Origin of the sequence: Pedobacter steynii (genome assembly GCF_900103665.1) — a bacterium.
Classification (GTDB): Bacteria; Bacteroidota; Bacteroidia; order Sphingobacteriales; family Sphingobacteriaceae; genus Pedobacter; species Pedobacter steynii.
Map to the genome: position 1 here is coordinate 102,272 of NZ_FNGY01000001.1, position 26,699 is coordinate 128,970.

At 43.4% G+C, this 26,699-nt stretch carries 18 protein-coding genes; 12 read left to right on the forward strand and 6 right to left on the reverse strand.

From position 1 onward, the window contains the following. Positions 1-62 precede the first annotated feature (62 nt). Positions 63-254 carry a cold-shock protein gene (locus BLQ87_RS00355; protein ID WP_062549601.1) on the forward strand — a complete coding sequence of 64 codons (192 nt, stop codon included), beginning with the start codon at positions 63-65 and terminating at the stop codon, positions 252-254. 134 nt (positions 255-388) lie between these two features. On the opposite strand, the gene BLQ87_RS00360 is transcribed toward BLQ87_RS00355, so the two are convergent. Both BLQ87_RS00360 and BLQ87_RS00365 read right to left on the reverse strand, forming a co-directional pair. After that, complete coding sequence (locus BLQ87_RS00360) at positions 389-2,035, reverse strand: L,D-transpeptidase family protein (protein ID WP_074603936.1); 1,647 nt, start codon at positions 2,033-2,035, stop codon at positions 389-391. Position 2,036: 1 nt separating this feature from the next. After that, positions 2,037-2,420, reverse strand: a complete 384-nt coding sequence (locus BLQ87_RS00365; protein WP_074603937.1) for a hypothetical protein — start codon at positions 2,418-2,420, stop codon at positions 2,037-2,039. A 145-nt stretch (positions 2,421-2,565) separates the two neighbouring features. On the opposite strand from BLQ87_RS00365, the gene epsC reads away from it, so the two are divergent. The 3 genes from epsC (at position 2,566) to BLQ87_RS00380 (ending at position 5,348) form a co-directional block, all read left to right on the forward strand. Beyond that, positions 2,566-3,378 carry a serine O-acetyltransferase EpsC gene (epsC, locus tag BLQ87_RS00370; RefSeq protein ID WP_074604875.1) on the forward strand — a complete coding sequence of 271 codons (813 nt, stop codon included), beginning with the start codon at positions 2,566-2,568 and terminating at the stop codon, positions 3,376-3,378. A gap of 2 nt (positions 3,379-3,380) precedes the next feature. Further along, positions 3,381-4,253, forward strand: a complete 873-nt coding sequence (gene cysM, locus BLQ87_RS00375; RefSeq protein WP_074603938.1) for a cysteine synthase CysM — start codon at positions 3,381-3,383, stop codon at positions 4,251-4,253. Between the two features lie 237 nt (positions 4,254-4,490). Beyond that, positions 4,491-5,348, forward strand: coding sequence for an endonuclease/exonuclease/phosphatase family protein (locus tag BLQ87_RS00380; protein ID WP_172664778.1), 858 nt, complete (start codon positions 4,491-4,493; stop codon positions 5,346-5,348). On the opposite strand, the gene BLQ87_RS00385 is transcribed toward BLQ87_RS00380, so the two are convergent. From BLQ87_RS00385 to BLQ87_RS00400, 4 genes are all read right to left on the reverse strand, one after another. After that, the gene (locus tag BLQ87_RS00385; protein ID WP_074603940.1) at positions 5,325-6,926 is read right to left on the reverse strand and encodes a SusD/RagB family nutrient-binding outer membrane lipoprotein; all 1,602 of its coding nucleotides are present in this window, start codon (positions 6,924-6,926) and stop codon (positions 5,325-5,327) included. The two genes, BLQ87_RS00380 and BLQ87_RS00385, sit on opposite strands and share 24 nt — an antisense overlap. 7 nt (positions 6,927-6,933) lie before the next feature. After that, on the reverse strand, positions 6,934-10,263 hold the full coding sequence (locus BLQ87_RS00390) for a SusC/RagA family TonB-linked outer membrane protein (protein WP_143010288.1): 3,330 nt from the start codon (positions 10,261-10,263) through the stop codon (positions 6,934-6,936). 53 nt (positions 10,264-10,316) lie between these two features. Further along, positions 10,317-11,333: a FecR family protein gene (locus BLQ87_RS00395; protein WP_074603941.1), complete on the reverse strand. Its 1,017-nt coding sequence runs from the start codon at positions 11,331-11,333 to the stop codon at positions 10,317-10,319. A gap of 65 nt (positions 11,334-11,398) precedes the next feature. After that, positions 11,399-12,043, reverse strand: coding sequence for an RNA polymerase sigma-70 factor (locus BLQ87_RS00400; RefSeq protein ID WP_143010289.1), 645 nt, complete (start codon positions 12,041-12,043; stop codon positions 11,399-11,401). A gap of 181 nt (positions 12,044-12,224) precedes the next feature. On the opposite strand from BLQ87_RS00400, the gene BLQ87_RS00405 reads away from it, so the two are divergent. The 8 genes from BLQ87_RS00405 (at position 12,225) to BLQ87_RS00435 (ending at position 26,665) form a co-directional block, all read left to right on the forward strand. Beyond that, the gene (locus BLQ87_RS00405; RefSeq protein ID WP_172664779.1) at positions 12,225-15,308 is read left to right on the forward strand and encodes a SusC/RagA family TonB-linked outer membrane protein; all 3,084 of its coding nucleotides are present in this window, start codon (positions 12,225-12,227) and stop codon (positions 15,306-15,308) included. Between the two features lie 21 nt (positions 15,309-15,329). Continuing rightward, a complete protein-coding gene (locus BLQ87_RS00410; protein ID WP_074603944.1) occupies positions 15,330-16,943 on the forward strand; it encodes a RagB/SusD family nutrient uptake outer membrane protein in 1,614 nt (537 codons plus the stop codon). A 30-nt stretch (positions 16,944-16,973) separates the two neighbouring features. Beyond that, positions 16,974-17,381, forward strand: a complete 408-nt coding sequence (locus tag BLQ87_RS00415) for a hypothetical protein (protein WP_074603945.1) — start codon at positions 16,974-16,976, stop codon at positions 17,379-17,381. Between the two features lie 150 nt (positions 17,382-17,531). Continuing rightward, positions 17,532-19,754 carry a GH92 family glycosyl hydrolase gene (locus tag BLQ87_RS00420; RefSeq protein WP_074604877.1) on the forward strand — a complete coding sequence of 741 codons (2,223 nt, stop codon included), beginning with the start codon at positions 17,532-17,534 and terminating at the stop codon, positions 19,752-19,754. A 42-nt stretch (positions 19,755-19,796) separates the two neighbouring features. Next, positions 19,797-20,771 (forward strand): endo-beta-N-acetylglucosaminidase H, encoded by a 975-nt coding sequence (locus BLQ87_RS00425; protein WP_216857755.1) that lies wholly within the window; start codon positions 19,797-19,799, stop codon positions 20,769-20,771. Between the two features lie 44 nt (positions 20,772-20,815). Then, a complete protein-coding gene (locus BLQ87_RS00430; protein WP_083361624.1) occupies positions 20,816-21,763 on the forward strand; it encodes an endo-beta-N-acetylglucosaminidase family protein in 948 nt (315 codons plus the stop codon). 106 nt (positions 21,764-21,869) lie between these two features. Further along, positions 21,870-22,193: a DUF6660 family protein gene (locus BLQ87_RS33405; protein ID WP_143010290.1), complete on the forward strand. Its 324-nt coding sequence runs from the start codon at positions 21,870-21,872 to the stop codon at positions 22,191-22,193. A 95-nt stretch (positions 22,194-22,288) separates the two neighbouring features. Then, a complete protein-coding gene (locus BLQ87_RS00435) occupies positions 22,289-26,665 on the forward strand; it encodes a CusA/CzcA family heavy metal efflux RND transporter (RefSeq protein WP_074603946.1) in 4,377 nt (1,458 codons plus the stop codon). Positions 26,666-26,699: the final 34 nt, after the last annotated feature.

Here is a 26,699-nt window from a genome sequence, read left to right on the forward strand (position 1 = left end):
GAAATAACTGAATTGCAATTATTTATAATTACATTTGTACTTTAATTATAATAAAAAATACAATGCAAGAAGGAGTAGTAAAATTTTTTAATGAAACTAAAGGTTTCGGATTCATCGTTCCAAACTCGGGCGAAAGTGAAATCTTTGTTCATTCAACTGGCTTATTAGCCGACATCCGTGAGAACGATAAAGTTTCTTATGATGTTGAAGAAGGCCGTAAAGGTCTTAATGCAGTAAATGTTAAGGTGATTTAAATTTCCTCAATATAAATTGTGAAAACTGCCTTTTTCAAAAAGGCAGTTTTTTTTTGCCCTTTATTTTCTTGTTTCTACTGAGGGGATAGTGCAGGAAACCTTATGTAATCCCCTTGAAGAATGATTCAATAGACTTATTTCGATTTAAGTTGCGCGATTGCAGGAGCCTTAGTCAATCCTTTTACAGAAGACAGGAACATTTGTTCCGCCATCTTCTGATCATGGCCATAAATGTCGTCCCTGAAATTTAAACGTCCATGCCGATCTATCCAGGCCGTGAAATAAGTAATGAACACCGGAACTGGTTTTTTCATCCCCACCCAAATCTCTTTTGTCGACTTCATTGCCTTAGTGATCTGAGCAGGTGTCCACTGTTTCTGGTCTTCTAAAAGATATTCTGCCAGTTTTACCGGTTGCGACAAACGGATACAACCATGGCTAAATGCCCGCTTCTCTTCTGCAAAGAGTGATTTTGCAGGAGTATCATGGAAATAGATGTCGTAACTGTTTGGGAAGAGAAACTTTACCCGGCCCAAAGAATTGTTATCTCCGGGCTTTTGACGAACCTGAGGTAATCCGTTACTGGTTCCCGTTTGTTCCATATTTTTACTGGACAGGTAGTTGCGGTTTCTTTTCATGGCCGGAAGGACTTCCGCTTTTACGATGCTTGCGGGAACATTCCAGTAAGGGCTGAATACAATATTTCTCAGCTTATTGCTGAAGATCACCGTTTTATTGGCCGCTTTACCTACCACAATACCCATACTCAGGGTGATTTCTTTATCTTCAAAAACGTGCAGCTGATAGTCGGGGATATTGACGAGGATCCGTCTGCCAGCCGGCATTGCCGGCATCCAGCGCATGCGCTCCAGGTTGATGAGCAGCTTTTCTATGCGTTGTTGCACAGGAACGTTTAATTCTTTGATCAGTGAAGCATCGATATTTCCGGTGGCGCGGTAACCGAATTGCTGTTGGGCCTGTTTAACCGCTGTTTTTAAAGCAAGGTCAAACTCCGGAAGGGTATCACTTAAAAGCGTATCTCCGAGCGCAATGAAACGTTGTCTCACCATGCTTACCGTCAGCCCGGTATCGCCTTGTTGATATCTTTTCTGCTTTCCTAAACTGATCTTTTCCCATTCCCCGCTTTTTTGAAAGGTATAATAGCGGAGCAACTCCTTTTTAAGGAGTTTATATTGTTGATTTACGGGTTCCCAATCGTCTATTTTAGTATTTTTATTGGCCATTAGGGAATCCAGGAGGAGGGTTGCATTCAGCTTTTTCCTTGGAATGTGCCATTGTATCACTTCAGGATCTACTTTTCCGGCATAAGCATTGGCTACATAATTGAAGAAATGACGGGTTAACTGCAGGTCCAGATTTGCCAGACTGCTGTCTGCCTTCTTGAAAATGGTATCCTGTTTCATCAGCAATTCCATTTTTTGGTATAAGCCGGAATCCAGCAAAGAACTGTCCTGAAAATCGGTAACATAATCCTTATTCAGGGTGTAGAATACCCTGGCTTGTTCTGTAAGGCCCTTTTCTCCAACCCAGGCAAACTGAAAATTCCTGCTGTTGTAGAAGTTTCTCAGGTATTGTGCGGCACTGTCTCCGAGCTGCTGACCGGAGATATAGCGTTCCATCTGCATACTGTCCAGTTCCAGCCTTGTCACGGCATTCTTTGGGGTAATGGTAATGTCTCTCTCTACTTTGTGTATTTTCTTTCTGTTGCAAGCTATAAATGCAATGGGAACGATGAGGAATAACAAAAGCCACTTTTTCATGCTACAGCAGTTTTTCTAATTGTTTTTCTGTTTGTTTATCAATGCTGAGCAGAAACTCATCGATTCTGATCTTTAATAGCCTTGTCATGGCGGTTGTTGGCATTCTTTTCAGCATCATTTTCGCTTTATCACTGCTGTTCAATAAAGTCCCTTCCTGCTCATTAAAGAAAAAGGTACCTTGTTTAAACACACGCTCCTGACCTAAAAGGTCGTCTTTCATCGAAATAAACTGAAGCGGGTAGATCCTATGGGTTTTCTTTTCGTAAAGAATCCAGAAGAATACTTTGGAAAGATCGGTTTCAAAATCAAAATTACGTCGTTTAATTTCGACGAGGGAGTTGTAAGGGGTATTGAAGAAATATAGTATTTCAAATGTTTCGGACATATTTCTGGGAAATAGCTTTAATGTAAATGGATTCCAGGCGAATATAGCTTTAAATATTCGCTCTTAAAATCGGATGTCTTCTGTTTTTATTTGTAATAATTTTCATTCCTTTACAATTTCAAACAAAACAGTAACAAAACCTAAGATGAGCGAAGAATTTTATCTTCATATTTTTAATAAACAAACGGGTGTGGAAGCGGTTCCTTCCAACCAGGTGGTGGCTTCCTGGGCCATGAACCTGATGGACCTGATTTATCCGGAACGTTCCACCGCTACGAAATATACGATTGCTGAAATTCAAGGATTGTTTTCCGGTCTGGAAAGAGAACTGACGCAAATTTTAAATGCAACAAAGGCTTGTAAGAATTGTAATAATGAATTGATTTCCAAAGCTTTTTTTCAAAGCTTACCGGAGTTGTACCGTAAAATGAATACCGATATCGCTTCCATATTAAGCGGCGATCCGGCAGCAAAAAGTGAGTTTGAAATTATTCGTACTTATCCGGGCTTCCTGGCGATTTCCATGTATCGCATTGCAAATGCTTTGCTGAAATCTGATGTCCCATTGATTCCAAGGATCCTGACCGAATATGCGCATTCCCAAACCGGAATAGATATCCATCCCGGAGCGGAAATCGGAGAGTATTTATATATAGATCATGGAACAGGAATCGTAATCGGAGAAACGACGGTGATCGGAGATCATGTTAAATTATACCAGGGCGTTACTTTAGGAGCCCTGAGTGTAGAAAAATATATGGCCAATACCAAACGCCATCCTACGATAGAAGACCATGTGATCATTTATTCCGGAGCAACGATCCTGGGCGGAGAAACCGTTATCGGCGACAATTCCATTATTGGTGGAAACGTATGGCTGACCAAAAGCGTGCCTTCGCATTCTACCGTATACCACCAGTCGGCCATTAAAGTGATTGAAACAAAACATAGAGATTAATTATGGGAAATATTATAGAATTTGTCGGAAATACCCCGTTGGTAGAGATTCAGAAGTTACATTCCAATCCTGACGTTAAGATTTATGCGAAGCTGGAAGGCAATAACCCCGGTGGAAGTGTGAAAGACAGGGCTGCCTTAAACATGATCCGTTCTGCAATTGAACGTGGTGATATTAAAAAAGGAACCAAACTGATAGAAGCGACGAGTGGAAATACAGGAATCGCATTGGCGATGATTGCCAGCATCTATGACCTGGAGATTGAACTGGTCATGCCTTCAAACTCCACCAGGGAACGCACCCTGACGATGGAAGCCTATGGTGCAAAAGTAACCTTGCTGGAATCGATAGAGGTATGCCGCGACTACGCCGAAGAAAAAGGAACACATGAAGGATATTTTCTTTTGAACCAGTTTGCAAATCCCGACAATTACCTGGCGCACTATAAAACTACAGGGCCGGAGATCTGGAGGGATACCGATCAGAAAATCACCCATTTTGTAAGCTCTATGGGAACTACAGGAAGTATTATGGGCAATTCCATGTTTCTGAAAGAACAAAATCCGGAGATTCAGATTATCGGTTGTCAGCCTACAGAAGAATCTTCGATTCCGGGAATTCGCAGGTGGCCAATTGAATACCTTCCTAAAATATTTGATCCTTCAAGAGTAGACCGGGTGATGGATGTTTCCCAAAAGGAAGCGACAGAAATGACCCGTAAACTGGCAAAAACAGAAGGCATTTTTGCTGGAATGAGTAGTGGAGGTGCATTGGCCTGTTCTCTTAAACTGGCATCAGAGCTGAGTTCCGGAGTGATTGTATTTATTGCCTGTGACAGGGGAGACCGGTACCTGAGCAGTGAACTGTTCGGTTAATCTGGATGGCATATATTTAAGATTGGGCAGCGAGTCCTCACTCCCTATGTGTTGAACTATAATTCCCTCTCTCAAAAATTATAATTACTGCCCAATCTTATTAGTTCCTAAAATTAAACCATCCCTTATGATGTCTAACATTAGTAGGGCCACATATTAATGTGGTTATATTTTACTAAACGTATTTTTTTTCCTGATATTTTTTTATCGCTTAATTTTTTTAATTTGCCCGTCATCATGAGAAAAGCCATTGTCCTGTTCCTGTTTGTCCTTTGCAGTCAAAATTTATTGGCCCAAAAAGCACTGAAAATCATTTCCTATAACGTTTATAATTATTTTGAATCTGAGCAGGAGCTGAAGCAACGCTTTATTTCCTGGGCGAAAGGACAGGATGCTGATGTAATTGCTTATCAGGAGCTGGTCAATATTTCTGCCGGGGAACTGCAGGACCTGGGTAAAGCCATCGGCCATCCTTATACGGAACTGGCTAAAGAAAAAGGATATGCAGTGGGGATCTCTTCAAAATACCCGATTACGGAGGTGAAAAAGGTAATAAAAGGCATGCACCATGGTTTTATGGCGGTAAAGATCAAAGACCTGAATTTTGTTACCGTACACTTATCTCCTTTCAGTCATGAGAAAAGAAAGGAAGAAATCGCTACGATTACAGATAGTTTGCAACGCTGGTCTATCTTGAAAAAGACAATTATTCTGGGGGATATGAATAGCTTAGCAGCCTCCGATAGCCTGGATTATAACCGCAATGGACGTCTGATGCCCATGTTAAAAAGCGACGAAAACAGTAAAATCAGCAATGCAAATCATGGCCATCTGGATTACAGTGTGATTGATGCCTTGCTAAAAAAAGGTTTTATAGATACCTGGGCTATGAAACGCCGGGCCTTTGATTACAGTTATCCTTCCCTGGTCTTTGGCGATGTTCCGAACGAAGCTAAGGAACGAATTGATTACATTTTTATCTCTAAAGACTTAAAGCCAAACATTTCAAAACCTGCAATTCTTAAAGATGCGCTGACCGGTCAGTTGTCTGATCATTATCCGATCAGTATCTTATTGATCCCACCACACTCTTGAGGTCAATGCATCGCCGCCGGAAAGCCTTGCAACAGCCGCTTTATAGTGGTCCGGGTTGTTTAAAATCTCTGTAGATAAATAAATCATTCTGCGTGGAATCGTACCATTGGTTACATTTCCCGGATAGCTGACAGGAGTTAAGCGTGGATATCCTGATCTTTTCCAATTGAGCCAGGCTTCAATAAAATTAAAGGTCGTGCCTGTGCTGATCCAGTATTGCATATTGATCATTTCCAGAGATTTCTCTTTGGAAGATTCATCCAGCACCTGGGCCCTGACATAAGTATTGACCCTTTCCATTGAAATATTGGCTTGTGGATCTACCTGTGCCAATGATTGTAATGCCGCTTTAACGCCATTACTAAAATGTTCGGCCGCACTGCCTTTTATGCTCCAGCCTCTTATTGCTGCTTCTGCAAGGAGCAGCTGACTCTCCCCATAGGTCATTAGAAATATAGGCCCTCCCAACTTTAGATATACGGAAGTTCTGGGGCGGGAATATTTCCCTAAAGGGGCGATGTCAGTTCCATTTCCGGTTCCCCCGGGGTATTCCGGATGGTTGCGGATGTCTGTTGTTCCGCCTAACAAATCATAACCATTTGGCAGGCCTTTCTGAAGAACAGGGTCGGGATTTCCGGAAAGGTTTTGATTGTTGTTATTCGCAAGGCCCTCGGCTGGAATCTCTCCTATGACAGATAATCTCGGGTCAGCGGTATTTCTGAGCTGATCGATCAGGGTTTTGCTCCACCGCACTTCTCTGTAATCGGAAAGCGTGCGTAAAGCAAGGGAGGTCCCATTCTGACTGTTAAAACTGGAGGCATCCATGCTGATAAAGGTATTGTCGTTATTGTCGGAAAAGGTGCCTCCGGCAGCGGCTTTTTCTACCCATATCCTGGCTTTGTCCGGATCAACTTTCGTGAGCCTCATGGCAATCCTCAGCATTAGCGAATAGCCAAATTTGCGCCATTTGGTAAGGTCACCCTTGTAAAAAAGATCAGCAGTTACGCCAGGTGCTGCGGGGTCAAGGTTATTGATCGCAGTTTCCAGGTCTGTTAACATGGAATCATAAATGTCTTCCTGGGTATCGTAAACCGGGTATTTAATGCCTTCTCTTGCTTTTCCTGCCTGATGATAGGGAACATCACCATAGGTATCTGTGATGCGCTGCAGAATCATGACAAATACAATGTCCCCGATGTTAATCAGGTTTTTATAGGCATTGGGATCTTTTTCTTTAGCCAGCCGCTGCATTTCCCGGATGCCGGATGCTTCAGCATAACCTTCATCAAAAATCCTTCCCTGGTAGTCGGTGAAGTTGGCTACATTGATGTATTTATCGCCGTTATTATAGTAATAATAGGTAGAGGAAAGCAGCTGCATCATCGTGCTCTGGTAAAGCAGCTGATAATATCCTTTATTGGCAAATTTTAACTGTGCGGTAGACAGGAGGAAGTTAGGGTCGAAATGATCAGGTGTGGATTTTGTCGGATCGGTATTGATGCGATCCAGTTCTCCCTTGGTACAGCCATAGAAAACACCGATGAAGCAACTTAAGTAAAGAAGAAAGGTCCGTTTCATTTGATCTCTATTTAAATTTAAAATTCAGGTTGATGCCAAAGGTTCTGGTGGAAGGCAATGAGGCACCTTCAATCCCTGCGTAATTGAGTTTCGGCGAGAACTCAGACTCCGGGTCTATATTTTTAGTGTATTTAAGCAGGGTAAACAGGTTTCTGCCGACAAGGTCGATGTTGATACTGCTAAAAGGGGTGTTTCTAATCAGTTTTACCGGCAGGGCATAACCCAGTGTGGCCTGCCTGAATTTTATAAAACTGCCATTTAACACAGAAAGTGCAGAGATATTGGTGGCCAGCTGCGGATAATAGTTGTAAGCCGGGACATTGATGGTATTTACACTGCCATCTTCCATCACACCAGCTGCAATGACGCCGGTTTCCCTTCCGGCAAGTGTCGCCTTATTTAGCCCGGAAACATAGGAATAGTTTTCCGTGGCAGAGAGGATCTTATTGCCAAATTTAAAGTCGACCAGGAAAGACAGGCTAAAGTTTTTATAAAAGAAGCTATTGCTGAAGCCCCCGTAAATCCTGGGAAGGGTGGAGCCCATTGGCTTTAGTTCCCCCCGCTTCGGAACACCATCGCTGCCAATAATGACCTTCCCGTTAGGGTCTCTTTTATAGTCGTAAGCCATAATCTGAGTAATGGATTTGCCCACCACCATTGCCGTATTGGCATTTAAGGGGCGATAGGTTCCCGTAAGGGAATACCGGCTGCTGCCATCTATGGATAAAAGTACATTGTGAATGTGACTGAGGTTAAATCCGGATTTCCATTTAAAGTTTTCTCCGGCAACCGGAATCCCCTGAACGGTGAGTTCCGTACCTACATTTTTCGTTTTCCCAAGGTTCACATAGGCAGAGGTAAATCCGGTGGTGACCGACTGGATAGCGCTCACAATTTCGTTATGTGTACTTCTGTGAAACCAGGTCAGGTCCAGATCTAACCTGTTGTTGAAGAACCGCAGGTTGATTCCCGTTTCAAATTCGTTTAAGGTAAATGGCCTTAAATTGTAATTCGGAAGGCTCCTGTCGTAATCTCCAAGTGGGGTTCCGTTTACAGAACTTTGTGTCGTATAATAAGTTTGTGTGATATAAGGCTGTGCAGGTTCACCACTGGTTTTGGCGTAACTGGCCCTGATTTTTCCATAACTCAGCGCTTTCGACTTCAGGAGATCGGAGAAGATGAAGCTTCCGGAAATTCCCGGGACAAATAGTCCTCTGTTGTTGCCGGGAAGGGTAGAGTAGACGTCGTACCTTCCTGTAGAGGAAAGGTTCAGGAACTTTTTATAGTTCAGGTCAAAAGTGTAATAGGCAGATTGGGTGACGAGCCTGGCCAGGGTATAGGCATCGGTTCTGGTCACGAGGTTAGAGGGCGTATACAGGTAGGGAGTATTGAACTGGTTCCCCTTGGAATCGGAAAATTCACCTTCCCGGTTCCGGTAATTTGCACCAACAGAAACATCCAGGTTCAGGTCTTTCATGATGTCTTTATTGACTGCAAGCAGAATATCGCTGTTTAATTCTGAAGTCTGGATCTTCTGAAAAGCGTTTAAGCCGCCCTGTCCGTTAATGGAAAATGAGGCCCCGGTAGGGATGATGCTCACAATCTGATCATTGCTGATGTCGTAGCCCAATCTTCCCTGCAGGTACAGCCAGTCTGTAAATTTATATTTTAGGGAAGTGGAGGTAATGAAACGGTTCCGTTTGGAAAGGTCTCTTCCTTTATTCAACATAAAATAGGGATTGGTTTTATACTCATCATCGTTCCACCTCATTTCTCTTCCCGTTATCGGATCAAAACCCGGAGATAAGGCAATCTGGTTTGCGCTGTTGGCCAGACTGGCAATGCCATAATTGGGATTTAACGTTCCATCACTCAGGTAAGACCTGTTTTTATTGTGCTCATTGATGTAATTTCCATTGAAAGCAACAGTCAAGTGTTTGTTGAGGTCGTAGGAGGTAAAGAGGTTCACTGTTTTCCTGTTCAGGTGTCCGTTTTTCAAAATAGATTGATAATCCAGATTGGCGGCCGAGAGGCGGAACATGCTTTTTTCATTTGCCCCGCTCAGGGAAACGGTATTGGTAAAAGCAGGAGCAGTACGGTAGAAATCCTGAATGTTGTCCTTTACTGCACTGTAAGGGTATGTTTTTCCATCAAACTGGATCGTTGGGGCGCCATCCAGTTTTTCGCCCCAGCTGGAAGATCCGGAAGCTACAGCTGCGGCAATGTTTCCTGGTCTTCTGTTTTGTGTTCCTTGTCCGTAGACGTATTGAAAGTCGGTATTTTTATAGGGGCTATCGAAAGAAAGATTGGTGTTGTATTCAATGCTACCCGAATTCCTGATGCCCTTTTTTATGGTGATGATGATGACGCCATTTGCCGCACGGGCACCATAAAGTGCAGAGGCCGCTGAACCTTTTAATACGGTGATCGTTTCTACATCATCAGGATTGATATTGCTGATGCCATCGCCGTAATCGGCACCGCCATATTCATTGACATTTCCTCTTTGCGTATTGTCTATCGGCACACCATTCACAACGAATAAGGGTGAACCCGCATTCATGCTGGCAGCACCACGGAGTAAAATCCTTGCAGAAGAAGAGGGGCCACCATATACGCCACTGATGTTTAATCCGGCAATTTGCCCCTCCAAAGCATAGATCAGATTGGATTCTCTGGCCTTGCTCAGCTCTGCGCCGGAAATGGTAGATATGGAATAACCGATTTTTCGCTCTTCTTTCCTGATGTCAAGGGCAGTGACCACCACTTCATCCAGTTCATTTGTCTTGGCGATCAGGTTAACCTGCAGTTGATTTTGCACGCCGACAGGAATTTCCTGCTTAAAATAACCGACCTGAGAGGCCTGGATAATGGTGTTGGGGAACACAGGGATGGTAAATTCTCCTTTTGCATCGCTGGTGGTAGAGAAATCACTCCCTTTCACCTTTATGGAAGTACCGGGAAGCGCCTGTCCGTTTTCATTGAGCACCCTTCCACTAAGCATTCGGGTATTTACCTCCGCATTTCGGGGGCGTATGACAATTAAATTGTTTGGGAGTAACTTATAAGCATAGTTGGAATTGGCGAGGATCTGATCAAGAACCTCTAAGGCATTTTTATCTTTAACCTGGATATTGATTTTGTTTACAGGGATTTTGCGTTCACTAAAAATAAAATGATAGGAGGTTTGCTTTTGTATGGCATCAATTACCTTTTTAAAATCCGCTGATTTAAAGCTGAGGCTTACTTTATGCTGTACCCCGCTTTCTGATTGCGAATAACCGGATAAGGAGCCAACAAGCGTCACGAAAATGACCATCCACCCAATTAGCTTCATTATAAATTTATATTTGATATCCCTGGTTCCCGGAACGTGTTCCGCTTGCCAAATTAGTAAATATAAATAGTTTTGTCTTGTATTTTATAACGAAATGGTTCAATAAGTTGCAGCGCTTTCAAAGCTTGAGAGATATTTTCCTTTTCAAAGAATCCGGTAAACCTGCTGTTTTTTAAACTTTCATTTTTAAAGACAACCTGCAGGCCATACCATCTGGAAAGGCTGTTGGCGAGCACGTCAAAGGTCTCATTTTTGAACACCAGTTTATGGTTCATCCATGAAGTTTCTGTATCATTTAAAGGGCTGATGCTATATAGTGGGGAGTCAGCAGCATTTTTTGCCTGATGCTGAAGGCTGAACTTTTCCTGAGGCTTCAGCAGGATTTGTTTTTCAGGGTGCGCGTTCATGCTGACCTGAATGGCCCCTGTAATCAGGGTCGCTTCCGTATGCGGGTCATTTTTATAGGCCTTCACATCGAAGGTTGTTCCCAGAACTTTGATATTTATCTTTTCCGTATGGATGATAAAAGGGTGTTGTGCGTCTTTTTTAACATCAAAGAAGGCCTCACCTGTCAGGTAAACTTCTCTGTGTGCTCCTTTAAAAGCCACAGGATACTTCAGCTGGGTCTCGGAATTTAAAGTCACGATCGTTCCGTCTGCCAGGGTGATTTTTGAGGTCAGACGGCTTGGGGTATTTATTTCTTTCCAGACCAGAGCGTATTCAGCCTGACTGCCCATTCTTTTATGGTAGAGTTGATATCCTCCAAAGGAGCAAATACATAACGCTAAAATTGCTGCAATGCGGTACCAGTTGCCAAACCTGTTTTTTGAAACCGGGATTTCCGGTGATTCCGGATTTTCTATCCTCGCCTTAATTTTTTCAAAAAGGGGCATTGCATCTTCTTCTTCTTCTTCTGTTTCTTTGGATTGGAAATAACTGCTTAAAGATTCATACTCCTGCCTGTAGGCCGCATTTCCTTCCAGCAGAAGCATAAATTCTTTATGTTCTTCAATGGAAATCTCATCTGCCAGTTTTTTGCCAAGCAATTCTGTAAATCTTTGATCAGTCATTTTTTACCGTATTATCTATGCTGTTTATGTGTTAAATATAAGGTTCCTTTTTTTTCTAAAATTGCCTACAAAAGGTTAAAAAAATAATGCATTATCGCTAAGAGCATCACCAGGTTGACCAGGTCGTTGCTGCTGCTTTTTCTATGGTCGAGCTCATGATAGGCACCCAGTAGCATCCGCAGTTTGGTAATTGCCCGGAAAAGCTGTGTCTGTACTGTTCTTGGCGAGATCTTTAAAATCTCGGCCACCTCTTTATACTTCATTCCGTTTTCTTTGATCAGTTTGAACACGATCCTGGCCTGAGGTGGGAGCGTATCTATGGCGGTATCCAGTTTTAGGTGCAGCTCTTTTCTTTCCAATTCCTTTGAAGGGTCGGTACTGTCCTGAAATTGGAATTCCTGCTGCGCTTCTATCTCCACCAAATGAACATTGGTATATTTTCTAAGGTGTTTTAAAGATTGATTTTTAACCGCAACGAACAGATAGGTTTCCGGATTAAGGACATGGGTACTTTCCTTTCTGTTTTGCCAGCATTTCACGAATACTTCTGAAACAATCTCTTCTGCTACTTCTTTCTGTGATACATAATAAACCGAAAATTTCAACAGCTTAGCCCCAAGGGCGCGGTATAAAGCCTCGAAAGATTTCATATCATCTTCGACGCAAATCCTTGTCCACAGACCAGATAAGTCAGGCTTTACGATTTTCAAGTGCTTTGTTTTAGGCTAATTATCCATTGCAAGATAGGGATTAAAAATAATCTTCAAAAAAAATGAATTCCTTGTAGGCATTTTATTTCTAAATGGGGTCTCTACTATTATACCACCTTATCATGTATTAAGGTAAAACGGTATAGCTAACCAATTATAAAACCTAACCGTATCAATGGAGATGAGAAAACCATTACAACTGACGTGTTTATTACTTTATGCTTCGGCCAATCTTTTTGCTGGTGTAAAGTCGGATAAATTAAAGAGCTTCCCGACGCTCAGAATTTCCTCTGATCATGAAATGGAATTCAGATCACATTTTCAGGAGACCATTAAAGGGACTGTAAAAGACGAGGCCGGTGTGACCTTGCCAGGCGTATCGGTAAAGGTCAAAGGCTCGCAACAGGCCACACAAACGAATGTTTCCGGACAATATGCGATAGCCGCCAAAGCAGGCGATGTATTGGTGTTTTCGTATGTGGGGTATACGGTGAAAGAAGTTACCGTAGCTGCACAGGGAACGATTGATGTGGTCCTGAACAGCAATTCACAAAACCTGGAAACGGTGGTCGTAACCGCCCTGGGGATTAAAAAATCTACCAAATCATTGACTTATAATGTCCAGACATTAGGCTCCAAAGAAGTGAATGACGTCAAAGACCCAAGTTTTGTGAACAGTTTAACGGGGAAAGTTTCCGGTTTAACGTTAACACACTCTTCGGCACCTGGAGGATCAACCAAAGCAGTGCTTCGTGGGAACAAATCCATCAGTGGAAATAACAATGCCTTATATGTAGTGGATGGGGTACCTTTGCCGAGCTTATCCGGAAACGGAAAAAGTGATGGTTTTCAGCTGAGTGATGCAGGCGACGGGATTTCCAACCTGAACGCTGAAGATATCGAAGAAGTAAGCGTATTGAGCGGTGCCTCGGCATCAGCCCTGTATGGTGGACAAGCCTCTAACGGAGTGATCTTAATTACCACTAAAAAAGGAAAAGCGGGAAAAACAGTGGTTAACTTTAATTCCAGCACTACATTCGACAGCCCTTTCCTTCTTCCTGAACTGCAACGCAATTATGGAACAGCCAATAAAGCTAAGCCGGAAGAAGGACCAACCTTCAACGGCTGGGGCGCAAAAACTGCCAACCAAAGTTCTTATACGCCCAATGACTTTTTTCAGACGGGTAAAACTTTTACCAATGCTTTGTCTTTATCGGGCGGTACAGAGAAAAACCAATCTTTCTTCTCGGCAGCGGCAACGAATGCAGAAGGAATTATTCCCAATAACAAACTAGACAGGTACAACTTCTCTTTCAGAAATAACACTTCCTTTTTTGAGGATAAGCTAAGTGTGGATGCGAGAGCGGAATACATTTATCAAAAATCTCAGAACATGCCGGGGCAGGGTGAATATTATAACCCAATCACCTCCGTTTATTTGTTCCCGGGTGCTTCCTACAACTTTGACGATACTAAGAATTTTGAAACTTTTGATCCTGTCCGCAAAATAAACGTGCAGAACTGGCCATATGGTGATCAGGGAATGTCCCTTCAAAATCCTTACTGGATTACCCAACGCAACATGTTCCAAACGCAAAGAAGCCGTATTGTAGGATCTGTAACTGCTAAATATAAGTTTACAGATTGGCTGAACCTTCAGGGACGGGTGAGAATGGACCGCTCTACAGATAAAGGCGAAAACAAGATCTTTGCGACGACAGCGCCTGGTAACCTGGTTTCCAATAGCTCAAACGGACGTTATGCGACACTGGACAACCTGAACAGTCAGACTTACGCCGATTTATTATTGAACTTCAATAAAGCTTTAGGTGATTTTACCATTAATGCCACCGCAGGTGCCAGTATCATCAACAACCTGACCAGCGGTTTGACGATCGACGGACCTTTGGATCCTTTTAAAGTGCCTAACTTTTTCAGTGTCCTGAACCTGACGCAGGCGGGTATCGTATTTACACCAAATACCTATAGAAAACAAACTCAGGCTGCTTTCTTAACCACCTCTATCGGATATAAAAACTACCTGTTTTTAGACGTTTCCGGACGTAACGACTGGAACTCGACTTTGCCAAAACCATTTTTCTACCCATCAGTAGGCTTAAGTGCGGTGATTAGTGAAATGACACAGTTACCGGAATTTATTTCTTTTGCAAAACTAAGGGCATCTTATGCCGAGGTAGGTAACGAAATTCCTGATAACTATGCGTATGCAACAAACCCTTCTTTTCCAATTATCGGTGGAGCAATCGTTCCTTTCACAGGGAAACCTTTTACCACCTTAAATCCTGAAAGAAGTAAATCATTTGAGTTCGGTGCGGATTTGAAATTCCTTCAAAACAAACTGAGTTTGAATGCAACCTATTACAGAACGAATACGGTAAATCAGTTTTTCAGGGTGAATGTCTCCCCGACAGTAGGATACAATACTTATGATTTGAATGCCGGAGATGTTCAGAATCAGGGTTTAGAGCTTTCCATGGGGTATAATGCAGAACTTGGAGAATTAACCTGGAACCCAACAGTTAATTTCTCTTTCAACAGAAACAAAATCAAAGAACTCTATACGTACACAGATCCTGCTACAGGTCAGTTTATCGAGGTGAAGGAGTTTAGCTTAGGTGGTTCGTCTATCGTTAGAAAAGGTGGATCTTATGGAGACATTCAGGTAAAAGATTTTATTCGTGATGCCAGTGGAAACCAGGTATTGGATGATAAAGGTTTGCCACAGTATGCTACCAATAACATCATTGCAGGTAATGTAAACCCAAGATATATGCTCAGTATGAGCAATGGGTTCAGGTACAAAAACTTTAACCTGAATTTTCTGGTAGACAGCCGTATCGGTGGAGAGGTGATTTCCAGAACGGAGCAGACTTTTGACAAACGCGGGATGTCGCAAAGAACGGGAGATTCCCGTGATCAGGGAGGAATCATGATTAAAGGTGCAGATGCAACTGAGGCTTATTACAATAGAATAGCGGCCGAACTGACACCTTATATCTATAGCGCTACGAATATCCGTTTACGTGAAGTTTCATTTGGATACACGATTCCTGCAAAAGTATTTAACAATAAAATACAAAAGATACAGCTTTCTGTAATCGGCAGGAACTTATGGATGATCTATAAAAAAGCACCGTTTGATCCGGATGTAGTGACCTTGACCGGCAACGGATTCCAGGGCTATGACTACTTCTCTATGCCGAGTTTAAGAAGCATTGGTTTCAACGTAAATTTCACATTTTAAGACCTAGTATCATCATATATTATGAGAACCTTAATAAAAACAACCAAACTTAGCGCGGCCATTTTTGCTGCAACGTTTGTTATGGTACAGAGTTCATGTACAAAAGATTTCGACAAATACAATGCTAATCCAAATGGATTAACGGAAGAAGACCTGTTAAAAGACAATATTTCATCGGGTATATTTATTCCGGAGATGCAGGTAAATGTCATGTATTGCAAAACGAATGAGGATTATATTTATCAAATCCAGCAAAATTTAAATGCGGATATTTTTTCAGGATATTTTGCACCTCCCGGTGATTTCGGAGGACCTAATAATTCCACTTATGCTTTAAAAAACGGCTGGAACCTATGGCCTTTTAAAGTAGGCTATAATGGGGTGATGAATGGATGGAGAGAAGTGACGAAACGTGCGGTAGCGAATCCTCAGTTCATTGCTGTGGCCAATATCATCAAGGTAGAAGGGATGCACCGCGTTTCTGATATTTACGGACCAATTCCTTATTCTAAATTTGGATCAGGTTCATTGGCCACTCCTTATGATGATCAGGAAACGGTTTACAATACGTTCTTTAAGGACCTGGACGATGCCATCAAAGTGCTAACCGAATTTGTGACTAAAAATCCGTCTGACAATTCACTGAACCGTTTTGACCTGGTTTATGATGGCAATTATATACAATGGATCAAATTTGCAAACTCATTAAAGCTCAGACTTGCTGTTCGCATCGCTTATGCAAACCCTGCATTGGCAAAGACGAAAGCAGAAGAAGCAGTGAGCAATTCTTACGGGATGCTTGCGGTAAATGGGGATAATGCGCTTGTAAAATCGGGCAAGGGAGTACCAACCCGAAACGGATTATGGGTAGATGATTTAAGTTACAATGATACCCGGATGAATGCTTCAGCAGAATCGATTCTGAAAGGCTTTAAAGATCCGCGCTTATCTAAGTACTTTATGACTTCAAAAGTGATTCCCGGAGATTATAAGGGCGTGCGCAGCGGAATCTCATTTAGTGGTAAACCGGATGCCTACCTGAATTCTTCCTCTTCCACATTGAAAGAAAATACGCCGGTACAATATATGTGTGCTGCGGAGGTCGCTTTCCTGCGTGCAGAAGGTGCATTAAGAGGCTGGAGCATGGGCGGGAGTGCCCAGTCGTTTTACGAGCAAGGGGTAAAAACATCTTTCGAGCAGTACACGCTTGGAAGCACTGATGCCAGCACTTATCTGAACAATAACACAGATACTCAGGCACCATATACTGATCCGATTAATGTGGCAAATAATGTGGCGGCCAACTCTCCGCTATTGAGTAAAACCACCATTAAATGGGACGAAGGAGCAACGATGGAACAGAAACTGGAACGCATCATCACCCAGAAATGGATTGCTATTTTTCCTGACGGTCAGGAAGCATGGTCTGAATTCAGACGTACCGGCTATCCGAAAATTTTCCCTGTCGTAAATAACCAAAGCGGTGGAACGATTAACACAGAAAAACAAATCAGAAGATTGCCGTTTTCTGAGGATGAATATAAAAACAACAATGCAGAAGTAACGAAAGCAGTGGGATTGCTTAACGGTGCAGATAATGGGGGAACTAAACTTTGGTGGGATAAGAAAAACTAATCAATTTATAAACCATTTAACCATTACATCATGAGAAAACTAATCTTAATGAGCAGCATGATTTTATCCTGCCTGGCCCTCAATGCAAGTGTAAGTTTACCGGTAAAGCCGATGAACATTAAACTGGCTAAGAAAAGTCTGGGTGCCACAGGGGTATACCTGAACAACAGGTCAACTACCACCGGTGCAACCATTACTTTAACGAGCACCACCGGAGCACCGACACAGGTGTTTTACCTGAATGCCGGCCAGACCATTACCACGGGATTGATTCCTGATGGAACTTATAACATTACCATCAGTTCTTATGGTGGGCCTAACCTAAAGGTTTGGCGTTGTGATAACGACCTGATCGGTGGTAACGGAGCAGCCACACCGTATACTTATACAGGATACAATACCACGAGCAGCGGTAAGCTGATCGTATCGGTTTTCTAACCTTTTTTTGTTGAAATACTTGTCATGCAGCGTGTATACCCCCATATACCCTTCATCCCCCCGGTGATGGTGCTGCATGACAATTTTGTAAATTTTTGAGCCGTATCCGTACCTTAGGTGCCAATAATGAAACCCATATTTAAAAATATAATGAAGCTTAAACACCTTTTATGCCTCGGCATTCTGTTTTCTGTGGAGCAAGTCCTTGCTCAGAAACAACTTACCAAATATGTAGATCCATATATTGGTTCTGCTGCACATGGCCATGTCTTTGTTGGGGCCAACGTTCCTTTCGGAGCTGTTCAGTTGGGGCCAACCAATGTCTTTGAAGGTTGGGACTGGTGCAGTGGTTATAACTATGCCAGCAATACGATTATTGGTTTTACCCATACCCATTTGAGTGGGACAGGAATCGGGGACCTGAATGATATCCTTGTGATGCCGGCAACAGGACCTTCACAACTGGATTATGTTTCCACTTTTTCTCATGATAAAGAAGTCGTAAAAGCGGGATACTATCGTGTTGTCCTTGATAAATATAAAATTAAAGCGGAGCTGACGAGTTCAGAAAGAGTAGGCTTTCACCGTTATACCTTCCCTAAGCAACAGGAAAACCCACATGTCATGCTGGACCTGAATGCAGGAGTAGGATGGGACAGCCCGGTAGATACTTATGTGAAACAAGTCGACGCCACGACCTTAGTGGGCTACCGCCATTCTAAAGGCTGGGCAAATGACCAGCGCCTTTATTTTGCCGTTAAACTTTCTCAGCCATTAAACAGCCTTTCGCTTTCTGATAGCAGCAGCAGGAGCGCAAATGGAAAGGAACTTAAAGGCAAACGTGTTAAAGCAGTACTAAGCTTCAAATCCATCAGCCAGGAAGTGCTAAAACTTAAAGTAGGCCTTTCTCCGGTGAGTTATGAAAATGCCCTTGCAAACATTACCGCAGAGATTCCGGGATGGGATTTTGACAAGGTAGTTGCAACGGCGGATAACAAATGGGAAAAAGAACTTTCCAAAGTTAAAATCAATGCAGATGAGGAAACCAAAAAGACCTTTTATACCGCGATGTACCATACGATGATCGCGCCATCTGTTTTTGATGATGCCAATGGCGATTACAGGGGAACGGATAAAAAGATATACCGTAAACCCGGATTTACCAATTATACCACCTTCTCCCTATGGGATACCTACCGCGCTTTTCACCCTTTGTTTACTTTCCTGCATCAGGATAAAGTATCAGATGTGGTCAATTCATTTTTGGCGATCTATAAACAACAGGGTAAACTTCCGGTATGGCACCTGATGGGCAGTGAAACGAATACCATGATCGGTTACCATGCCGTTCCGATTATTGTAGATGCCTACCTGAAAGGGTTCAAAGGCTTTGATGCGAACCTTGCTTACGAAGCAATGAAACATTCTGCGATGCAAAAAGTAGAAGGCATTGAATACGCGCAGAAAAGCCAATACATCCCATCTGATAAAGTGATTGAATCCGTAGCAAAAGGGCTGGAATATGCCATTGACGACTGGTGTATCGCCCAGATGGCTAAAAAAATGAACAAGACGGAAGACTATAAATATTTTAGTAAAAGAGCAAAACTATACAGTGAATATTTCGACAAACAAAGCCGCTTTATGAGGGGAAAGCTGGAGAATGGAAACTGGAGAACGCCTTTTAACCCAATCGCTTCAAAACACCGTGAAGATGATTATACTGAAGGTAATGCCTGGCAATATACCTGGCTGGTTCCTCAGGATCCTGAAGGACTGATCGGCTTGTTTGGTGGTGATGCCCCTTTCACGAAAAAACTCGACACCCTGTTTAGCATGAGCTCCGCAATGGATGCAGGCAGTTCTCCGGACATCAGTGGCCTGGTAGGTCAGTATGCACAGGGAAATGAACCGAACCACCACATTCCTTACTTGTATGCTTATGCCGGACAACCCTGGAAAACCGCCAGTCTGGTACGTCAGATTACCGATTCTTTGTATACCAACAAACCTGATGGTTTGTGTGGAAACGAAGATTTAGGACAGATGTCGTCCTGGTATGTATTTTCTGCGATGGGATTCTATCCGGTTAATCCGGCCAATGGAACTTATGTATTCGGCTCTCCTTTAATCAATGATGCGGTCATCTCCCTTTCGGGAAACAAGAAGTTCCACATTCAAGTACAGGGAAACAGCAAAGAGAATAAATACATTCAGAAGGCCCTGTTAAATGGAAAACCTTATACAAAATCTTATTTACGCCATAAAGACCTGGTAGCAGGAGGGGAGCTGACCCTGTTTATGGGAAATAAACCTTCAGCAACCTGGGGAGTAAACCCGGCAGACCGACCTCGTTCGGTAGCCATCGAATGATGAATTAATCTTTATTACATAACCCTATCTAACCAAAAACCTATGAAAAACAAAAACATGTTAAACGGCCTTGTGGCGGTAATGACAGCAGGACTACTTTTGTCGGCCTGTAAAAAAACAGGACCTGTGGATGGAACGGATGTGACCGGTTCATCCACAGCATCTGCCACTTCCCCGGCAGCAGCTGCGGTTGCCAAAAGCGGCCCCATCAGCGTTTGCTACGTGGAAGTAAACAACAACAACATTCTCAATGTGGGGGCTTACACCCTGAAAACCGGTGGACAGCAACTCTTTGACCTGGCCATCATCTTTGCGGCAAACATCAATTACGATGCGGTCACAAAAAAAGCATTCTTGTTTAACAACGACAAGGTGACAAAAGTACTGAGCAACAAAGCAACCTATATTAAGCCTTTACAGGATAAAGGAATTAAGGTATTGTTGTCGGTCCTGGGCAATCATCAGGGCGTAGGCTTCTGTAACTTCACGAGTCGTGCTTCTGCAAAAGATTTTGCACAACAGCTGAGCAATGCCGTAACCACTTATAACCTGGACGGAATTGACTTTGATGATGAGTATGCGGAGTATGGCAAAAACGGAACCACTCAGCCCAACGACAGCTCCTTTGTGATGCTGGTGCAGGAGCTTAGAAAACTGATGCCGACAAAACTGATTACCTTCTATTACTACGGACCCGCGGCTTCAAGGGTACAGTGGAACGGGCAAAGGGTAGGCGACAATGTGAACTATAGCTGGAATGCAAATTATGGCAGTTTTTCTGTTCCAAATGTTCCTCCAATGGGTAAAAGCCTGTTGAGCCCTGCTGCAGTATGGATCAATAATACCAGTGCAAGTACAGCCAAATCATTGGCGCAATCGACCAAAAATCAGGGGTATGGGGTTTACCTGACCTATGATCTCCCGGGAACAAATATGGCCACCTACCTGTCTTCATTCTCTACGGTACTATACGGGGATAGTGTGAAATTAAGCTCGCCATTACAAAGCTGGCCTTAAGCGCATTTAAGAAAAATCATATCCACCCTATAACTCCCTATAAAATGAAAAACTTAAAAATTTGTCTGATAGGCCTTGCCTTAATGGGCTTTGCAACGGCTTGCAAGAAGAACCCACCTGTAACCGGTACGGAAGTAGCAACCACCGGAAGTTTAATCGATTACAAGAACAGCAAACATCAGCTGAGCGTTGGTTATTACCGCACCTGGCGCGATAGCGTGACCGAAACCGGAAATAAGACGAGCATGCGCCGCCTGCCGGATAGCCTGGACATGGTGATGGTATTCCCCGATTATACCCCTCCGGAAAATGCGTACTGGAATGTGTTGAAAACGAATTACGTTCCTTATTTGCATACCAAAGGCACAAAGGTGATCATCACCATCGGAGACCTGAACAGCGCCACTACTACCGGCGGACAGGATTCTACAGGTTACGCCGCATGGGCAAAAACGATTAATGATAAATGGGTAACAGAATATAACCTGGATGGAATAGACATCGACGTAGAGAGCAATCCAACCGGAACAACCTTAACGAAAAAGGTTGCCGCAGTGAAAGCCTTGTCTAAGTATTTCGGTCCAAGGTCCGGAACAGGTAAAAAGTTCATTTACGATACGAACCAAAATCCGACCACTTTCTTTACTTCGATTTATAAGTTGATCGATTATACGTTCTTACAGGCTTACGGAAGAAGCACCAGCAATTTAACAAGTACGTTTAATTTATATGCTCCTTACATTACGCCTGACAAGTTCTTACCTGGTTTCTCTTTCTACGAAGAGAATGGTGCGAACTGGGGAGACGTATTGTATCCGGATCCAAACTTACAGAGCAGGTGTTACAATTATGCACGCTGGCAACCTACACAGGGAACCAAAGGCGGAGTGTTCTCTTATGCGATAGATCGTGATATTCCATCTAAAACAGATCAGATTATTGCTGCGGACTACGCAGTAACGAAACGTTTGATCAAGATCATGAATCCTTAAATAATTTTGTTTATAGCAGGCCATTATTCGGTTAATGGCCTGCTTTTTGTGTGATTAAATTAGAGAAAGGCGTTGTTTTCTCTTACTTTTGAATAAAATAACTCGAATGAGGTTCGCGAATTGGTTTTTAAGTCTGGTCATCCTTGCATTGTGTATCACACCCTGTGCTGATGTTTTGGGCAATAATTTACCATCAAATGCGACAAGTATCTCCAAAATTTCCAGCAATACAGACAATAGCGAGCATCAGGGTTTAGACAGCTGTTCTCCTTTCTGCGTTTGTGCCTGCTGCAGTACCCCAACCTTCACCAAGGTTCAGGTAAACTTCTTATACCTCCCATTACCCGCGCAAAGAACGTATGCTGAATTTGTGGACGGGAATATCAAAACAGCGTCCATCTCCATCTGGCAACCGCCACAATTAGGTTAATAAAAATCTTCAAAATTATGCGTTAAAGGCAATTCTTTGGGAATAGCCTGCATCTGCAATTTTCATTTTTTATTCCAAACCTAATTTTAGATAAGATGCTGAAAAAAATCATTCAGTTTTCTATAAATAACAAGTTAGTTATCGGACTATTTACCCTGGCATTAATTGCCTGGGGTGTCTATTCCCTTAAACAGTTACCTATAGATGCCGTTCCTGATATTACCAATAATCAGGTTCAAGTAATTACCCTTAGTCCATCCCTGGCTACACAGGAGGTGGAACGTTTAATCTCTTACCCTGTAGAGCAAACCATGGCCACTATTCCGGAAATTGAACAGGTACGTTCGATCTCCAGATTCGGTCTTTCTGTAGTCACGATTGTATTTCACGACGATGTCGATATTTACTGGGCACGTCAGCAGGTCAATGAAAAACTGGCGGAAGCCAAAAATAACATCCCCGGAGAGCTGGGCAATCCGGAAATCTCGCCGATCTCAACCGGTTTAGGGGAAATCTATCAATACGTGATTCATGCCAAACCCGGCTTTGAAAGTAAATACGATGCCCGGGAACTGAGAAGTATTCAGGACTGGATTGTACGTAAACAATTGCTCGGAACACCGGGGATTGCAGAAGTAAACAGCTTTGGCGGTTTACTGAAACAATACGAAATTGCCCTTGATCCGGACAAGCTGAGAAGTTTTGGATTGAGCATCAGCGAGGTGTTCAATGCCCTCGAAAAGAACAATAAAAATACGGGCGGCGCCTATATTGATAAAAAACCGAATGCCTATTTCATCAGATCTGAAGGCTTGGTTGGTAGTTTGGACGACATCAGAAAGATTGTCGTAAAGAACAACAGCAATGGCATTCCGGTCTTGATCCGAGATATTGCAGAGGTGAATATTGGGAATGCGATCAGATATGGCGCCTTAACACGGGCTTCAAAAGACAGTCAGCGGGAAGCCGTAGGTGGCATCGTGATGATGCTGAAAGGTGCAAATGCGAACAATGTCGTGAAGCAGGTAAAAACAAAAATCGACCGGATCAATAAAACCCTGCCGGAGGGAGTGGTGATTGAACCTTTCCTTGACCGGAGCTCCCTGGTAGACCGTGCCATTGGAACAGTGGCAAAAAACCTGATCGAAGGGGCTTTAATCGTCATCTTTGTGCTCGTGCTGTTCCTGGGGAATTTCAGGGCAGGACTGGTCGTGGCTTCCGTGATCCCTCTGGCAATGTTGTTTGCGATTGCGCTGATGAATGTATTCGGGGTCTCCGGGAACCTGATGAGCCTTGGGGCGATTGATTTCGGCCTGATTGTCGACGGTGCAGTCATTATTGTGGAAGCAACGATGCACATGCTTGGCGGAACTAAGCTGGGCCGGCCGTATACACAGGCAGAGATGGACCAGCAGGTAGAAAAATCGGCAGTCCGGATGATGAGTGCTGCGGCTTTCGGTCAGATCATTATCCTGATTGTTTACCTGCCTATCCTGGCTTTGGTTGGAATTGAAGGGAAGATGTTTGGACCGATGGCACAGACCGTTTCCTTTGCCATTATTGGCGCATTTATCCTGTCGCTCACCTATGTGCCGATGGTTTCTTCCCTCATTCTGAGCAAAAAAGTATCTGATAAAAAGAACTTCTCCGATAAGATGATGGATTTCTTCCTTCGTTATTATACCCCTGTGATCCGTGGCGCATTAAAACGGAGAATGCTCGTGATTGTAAGTTCAGTAGTGCTGCTGCTGATCAGTATCGGGTTGTTTATGAGAATGGGAGGGGAGTTTATTCCAACCCTGGAAGAAGGTGATTTTGCAGTTGAAACGAGGCTGCTCACCGGAAGTTCATTAAGTCAGAGTATTGACAAAATCAATCAGGCTTCCGGTATTCTGGTGAACAAATTCCCGGAAGTAAAAGAGGTGATTGGAAAGATTGGATCGGCAGAAATCCCCACTGATCCGATGCCCATGGAGGCCACCGATCTGACGGTCATCCTGAAAGATAAAAAAGAATGGACCAGTGCCAGCACCAGAGAAGAACTGGCGGAAAAGATGGGCGCGGCACTGGCGCAAATCCCGGGGGTAAGCTTCGGCTTTTCTCAGCCTATTCAGCTGAGGTCGAATGAGCTGATCTCCGGAGTGCGACAGGACATTGGCATCAAGATTTTTGGAGATGACCTGGAGGAGTTAACGGCCTTATCTCAAAAGGTAGGTAAAATAGTGTCTTCTGTGAGCGGTGCAAAAGATTTGTACCTGGAACAGGCGACAGGCTTACCTCAGATTGTCGTGAAGATCAACAGAGATCGCATTGCGCAGTATGGCATCAGTATTGAAACCGTAAATCAGGCCTTAAATACGGCATTTGCGGGACAGTCTGCGGGTTTGGTATACGAAGGAGAGAAAAGGTATGACCTCGTGGTCCGCCTGGCTCAGGCCAACAGGCAGGACATCAACGATGTGAAAAATGTCTATGTAACTGCACCCAATGGAAATCAGGTCACCCTGGACCAGCTGGCAGATGTAGAATTTAAGATTGGCCCTAACCAGATTCAAAGAGAAGATACCAAGCGCAGAATCATTGTAGGCCTGAATGTAAGGGGAAGAGATATTGCCAGTGTGGTGACAGAGATTGAGCAAAAGATCAATCAGCAGATCAAACTTCCGGCAGGATATTACATCACCTATGGTGGTCAGTTTGAGAACCTGAAAGAGGCACAGCAAAGGCTGTCTATTGCCGTTCCGGTGGCTTTGTTGCTGATCTTGTTATTGCTTTATTTCTCCTTTGGTTCTGTGAAACAATCGGTGCTGATCTTCTCTGCCATCCCTATGGCCGCTATCGGCGGTATTTTTGCGCTTTTGCTTCGTGGAATGCCTTTTAGTATTTCTGCCGGGGTAGGCTTCATTGCGCTGTTCGGTGTAGCGGTATTGAACGGAATTGTGCTGATCACCGAGTTCAACAGGTTGAAGAAAAATGGACTGGAAGACCTGAATGAAATTGTGCTCCAAGGGACCGCAATCCGGTTAAGACCGGTACTGATGACGGCTGCAGTCGCTTCATTGGGTTTCTTACCGATGGCAATTTCTGCTGCCGCAGGCGCGGAAGTTCAAAAGCCTTTAGCCACAGTGGTGATTGGCGGATTGATTACTTCTACGATCCTCACCTTGATTGTACTTCCTGTGCTGTACACTTATTTTGAGCGCTTCAAGTCTAAGAAGAAAGGCAATGTACCTGTGACCGTGATTGCCATCATTGCTGCTTTACTGTTTTTTGCACCCGGAGCTCAAGCGCAATCAACAGGAAATCCGATAACGATGGATCAGGCAATCGCCATTGCGATACAGAACAACCAGTCGGTAAGGTCTTCTGCTTTACAAATTGATCAGCAAAAAGCCTTGAAAGGAAGCTCTTTTGATCCCGGAAAGACGAGTATTGGTTTCCAATACGGGCAGATCAGCTCGGTTAAAAGAGACAACAACATCAGCGTTCAGCAGGGGATTCCCTATCCTGGTCTCGTGAAGAATCAGAAAAAGGTCTATGATGCCCAAATTAAAGGCGCGGAGATTAATCTTTCGGTGACGCAGAATGAGCTAAAGTATCAGGTAAAAACAGCCTATACGCAGCTGGCCTATCTGCTTGCCCTCAGGAAATTATACCAGAGTCAGGATTCGGTATACAGCAATTTTAAGAAAGCATCTACTTTCCGTTATCAGGCCGGAGAAACGAATCTGTTAGAAAAAACAACTGCAGAGACGCAATACTTTGAGGTGCAAAACCAGATGACAAGGAACGAATCCAGTATTGAAGTTTATACCGCTGAATTGCAAAAATTGATGAATACTACTGAGCCGGTGGTTCTTCCGGTACAGTCGTTCCGAAAGGAAGACTGGAAAGAAGGGGGCAACGACAGTGCGATGCTGAAAAATCCGTTGTTAGCTTATCAGCTACAACAGGTAACTATTGCCGATAGGACCATCGGGCTGGAAAAAGCGAAAGCGGGTCCTGATTTTACAATCGGCTATTTCAACCAGTCGATCATCGGAACGCAGAGCGTAAACGGACAGGACCGCTTCTATGATGCCGGAAAACGCTTTCAGGGCATCCAGGCAGGCATCGCCTTGCCGCTGTTTTTTAAACCTTTCTCTGCGAGAATCAAGGCGGCTAAAATAGAAAAGGAAGTAGCCCAAAGTCAGTTTGATGGTTTTAAAACCGGACTTCAGGCACAATATAAACAGGCTGATCAGGATTTGCTGAAGAACGCAAAAAGCATTGCTTATTATGAAAAGAATGCTTTGCCAAATGTGAACCTGATTCTGAAACAAAGCCAGATTGCCTTTAAGAATGGGGAGATTGGCTATGTAGAGCATTTACAGGCTTTGCGTACCTATTCGGAGATTCAGTTTAGCTATCTCCAGGCGATTAATCAATACAATCAATCTGTTTACACCTTACAATACCTTATAGGTTTATAATCTCAATGGTGTATGAGGCTTGTCTTGCAGGCTT

Coding starts and splice junctions, on each gene's coding strand:
- BLQ87_RS00355 (WP_062549601.1), top strand. CDS start 63: ATGCAAGAAGGAGTAGTAAAATTTTTTAATGAAACTAAAGGTTTCGGA.
- BLQ87_RS00360 (WP_074603936.1), bottom strand. CDS start 2,035: ATGAAAAAGTGGCTTTTGTTATTCCTCATCGTTCCCATTGCATTTATA.
- BLQ87_RS00365 (WP_074603937.1), bottom strand. CDS start 2,420: ATGTCCGAAACATTTGAAATACTATATTTCTTCAATACCCCTTACAAC.
- epsC (WP_074604875.1), top strand. CDS start 2,566: ATGAGCGAAGAATTTTATCTTCATATTTTTAATAAACAAACGGGTGTG.
- cysM (WP_074603938.1), top strand. CDS start 3,381: ATGGGAAATATTATAGAATTTGTCGGAAATACCCCGTTGGTAGAGATT.
- BLQ87_RS00380 (WP_172664778.1), top strand. CDS start 4,491: ATGAGAAAAGCCATTGTCCTGTTCCTGTTTGTCCTTTGCAGTCAAAAT.
- BLQ87_RS00385 (WP_074603940.1), bottom strand. CDS start 6,926: ATGAAACGGACCTTTCTTCTTTACTTAAGTTGCTTCATCGGTGTTTTC.
- BLQ87_RS00390 (WP_143010288.1), bottom strand. CDS start 10,263: ATGAAGCTAATTGGGTGGATGGTCATTTTCGTGACGCTTGTTGGCTCC.
- BLQ87_RS00395 (WP_074603941.1), bottom strand. CDS start 11,333: ATGACTGATCAAAGATTTACAGAATTGCTTGGCAAAAAACTGGCAGAT.
- BLQ87_RS00405 (WP_172664779.1), top strand. CDS start 12,225: ATGAGAAAACCATTACAACTGACGTGTTTATTACTTTATGCTTCGGCC.
- BLQ87_RS00410 (WP_074603944.1), top strand. CDS start 15,330: ATGAGAACCTTAATAAAAACAACCAAACTTAGCGCGGCCATTTTTGCT.
- BLQ87_RS00415 (WP_074603945.1), top strand. CDS start 16,974: ATGAGAAAACTAATCTTAATGAGCAGCATGATTTTATCCTGCCTGGCC.
- BLQ87_RS00420 (WP_074604877.1), top strand. CDS start 17,532: ATGAAGCTTAAACACCTTTTATGCCTCGGCATTCTGTTTTCTGTGGAG.
- BLQ87_RS00425 (WP_216857755.1), top strand. CDS start 19,797: ATGAAAAACAAAAACATGTTAAACGGCCTTGTGGCGGTAATGACAGCA.
- BLQ87_RS00430 (WP_083361624.1), top strand. CDS start 20,816: ATGAAAAACTTAAAAATTTGTCTGATAGGCCTTGCCTTAATGGGCTTT.
- BLQ87_RS33405 (WP_143010290.1), top strand. CDS start 21,870: ATGAGGTTCGCGAATTGGTTTTTAAGTCTGGTCATCCTTGCATTGTGT.
- BLQ87_RS00435 (WP_074603946.1), top strand. CDS start 22,289: ATGCTGAAAAAAATCATTCAGTTTTCTATAAATAACAAGTTAGTTATC.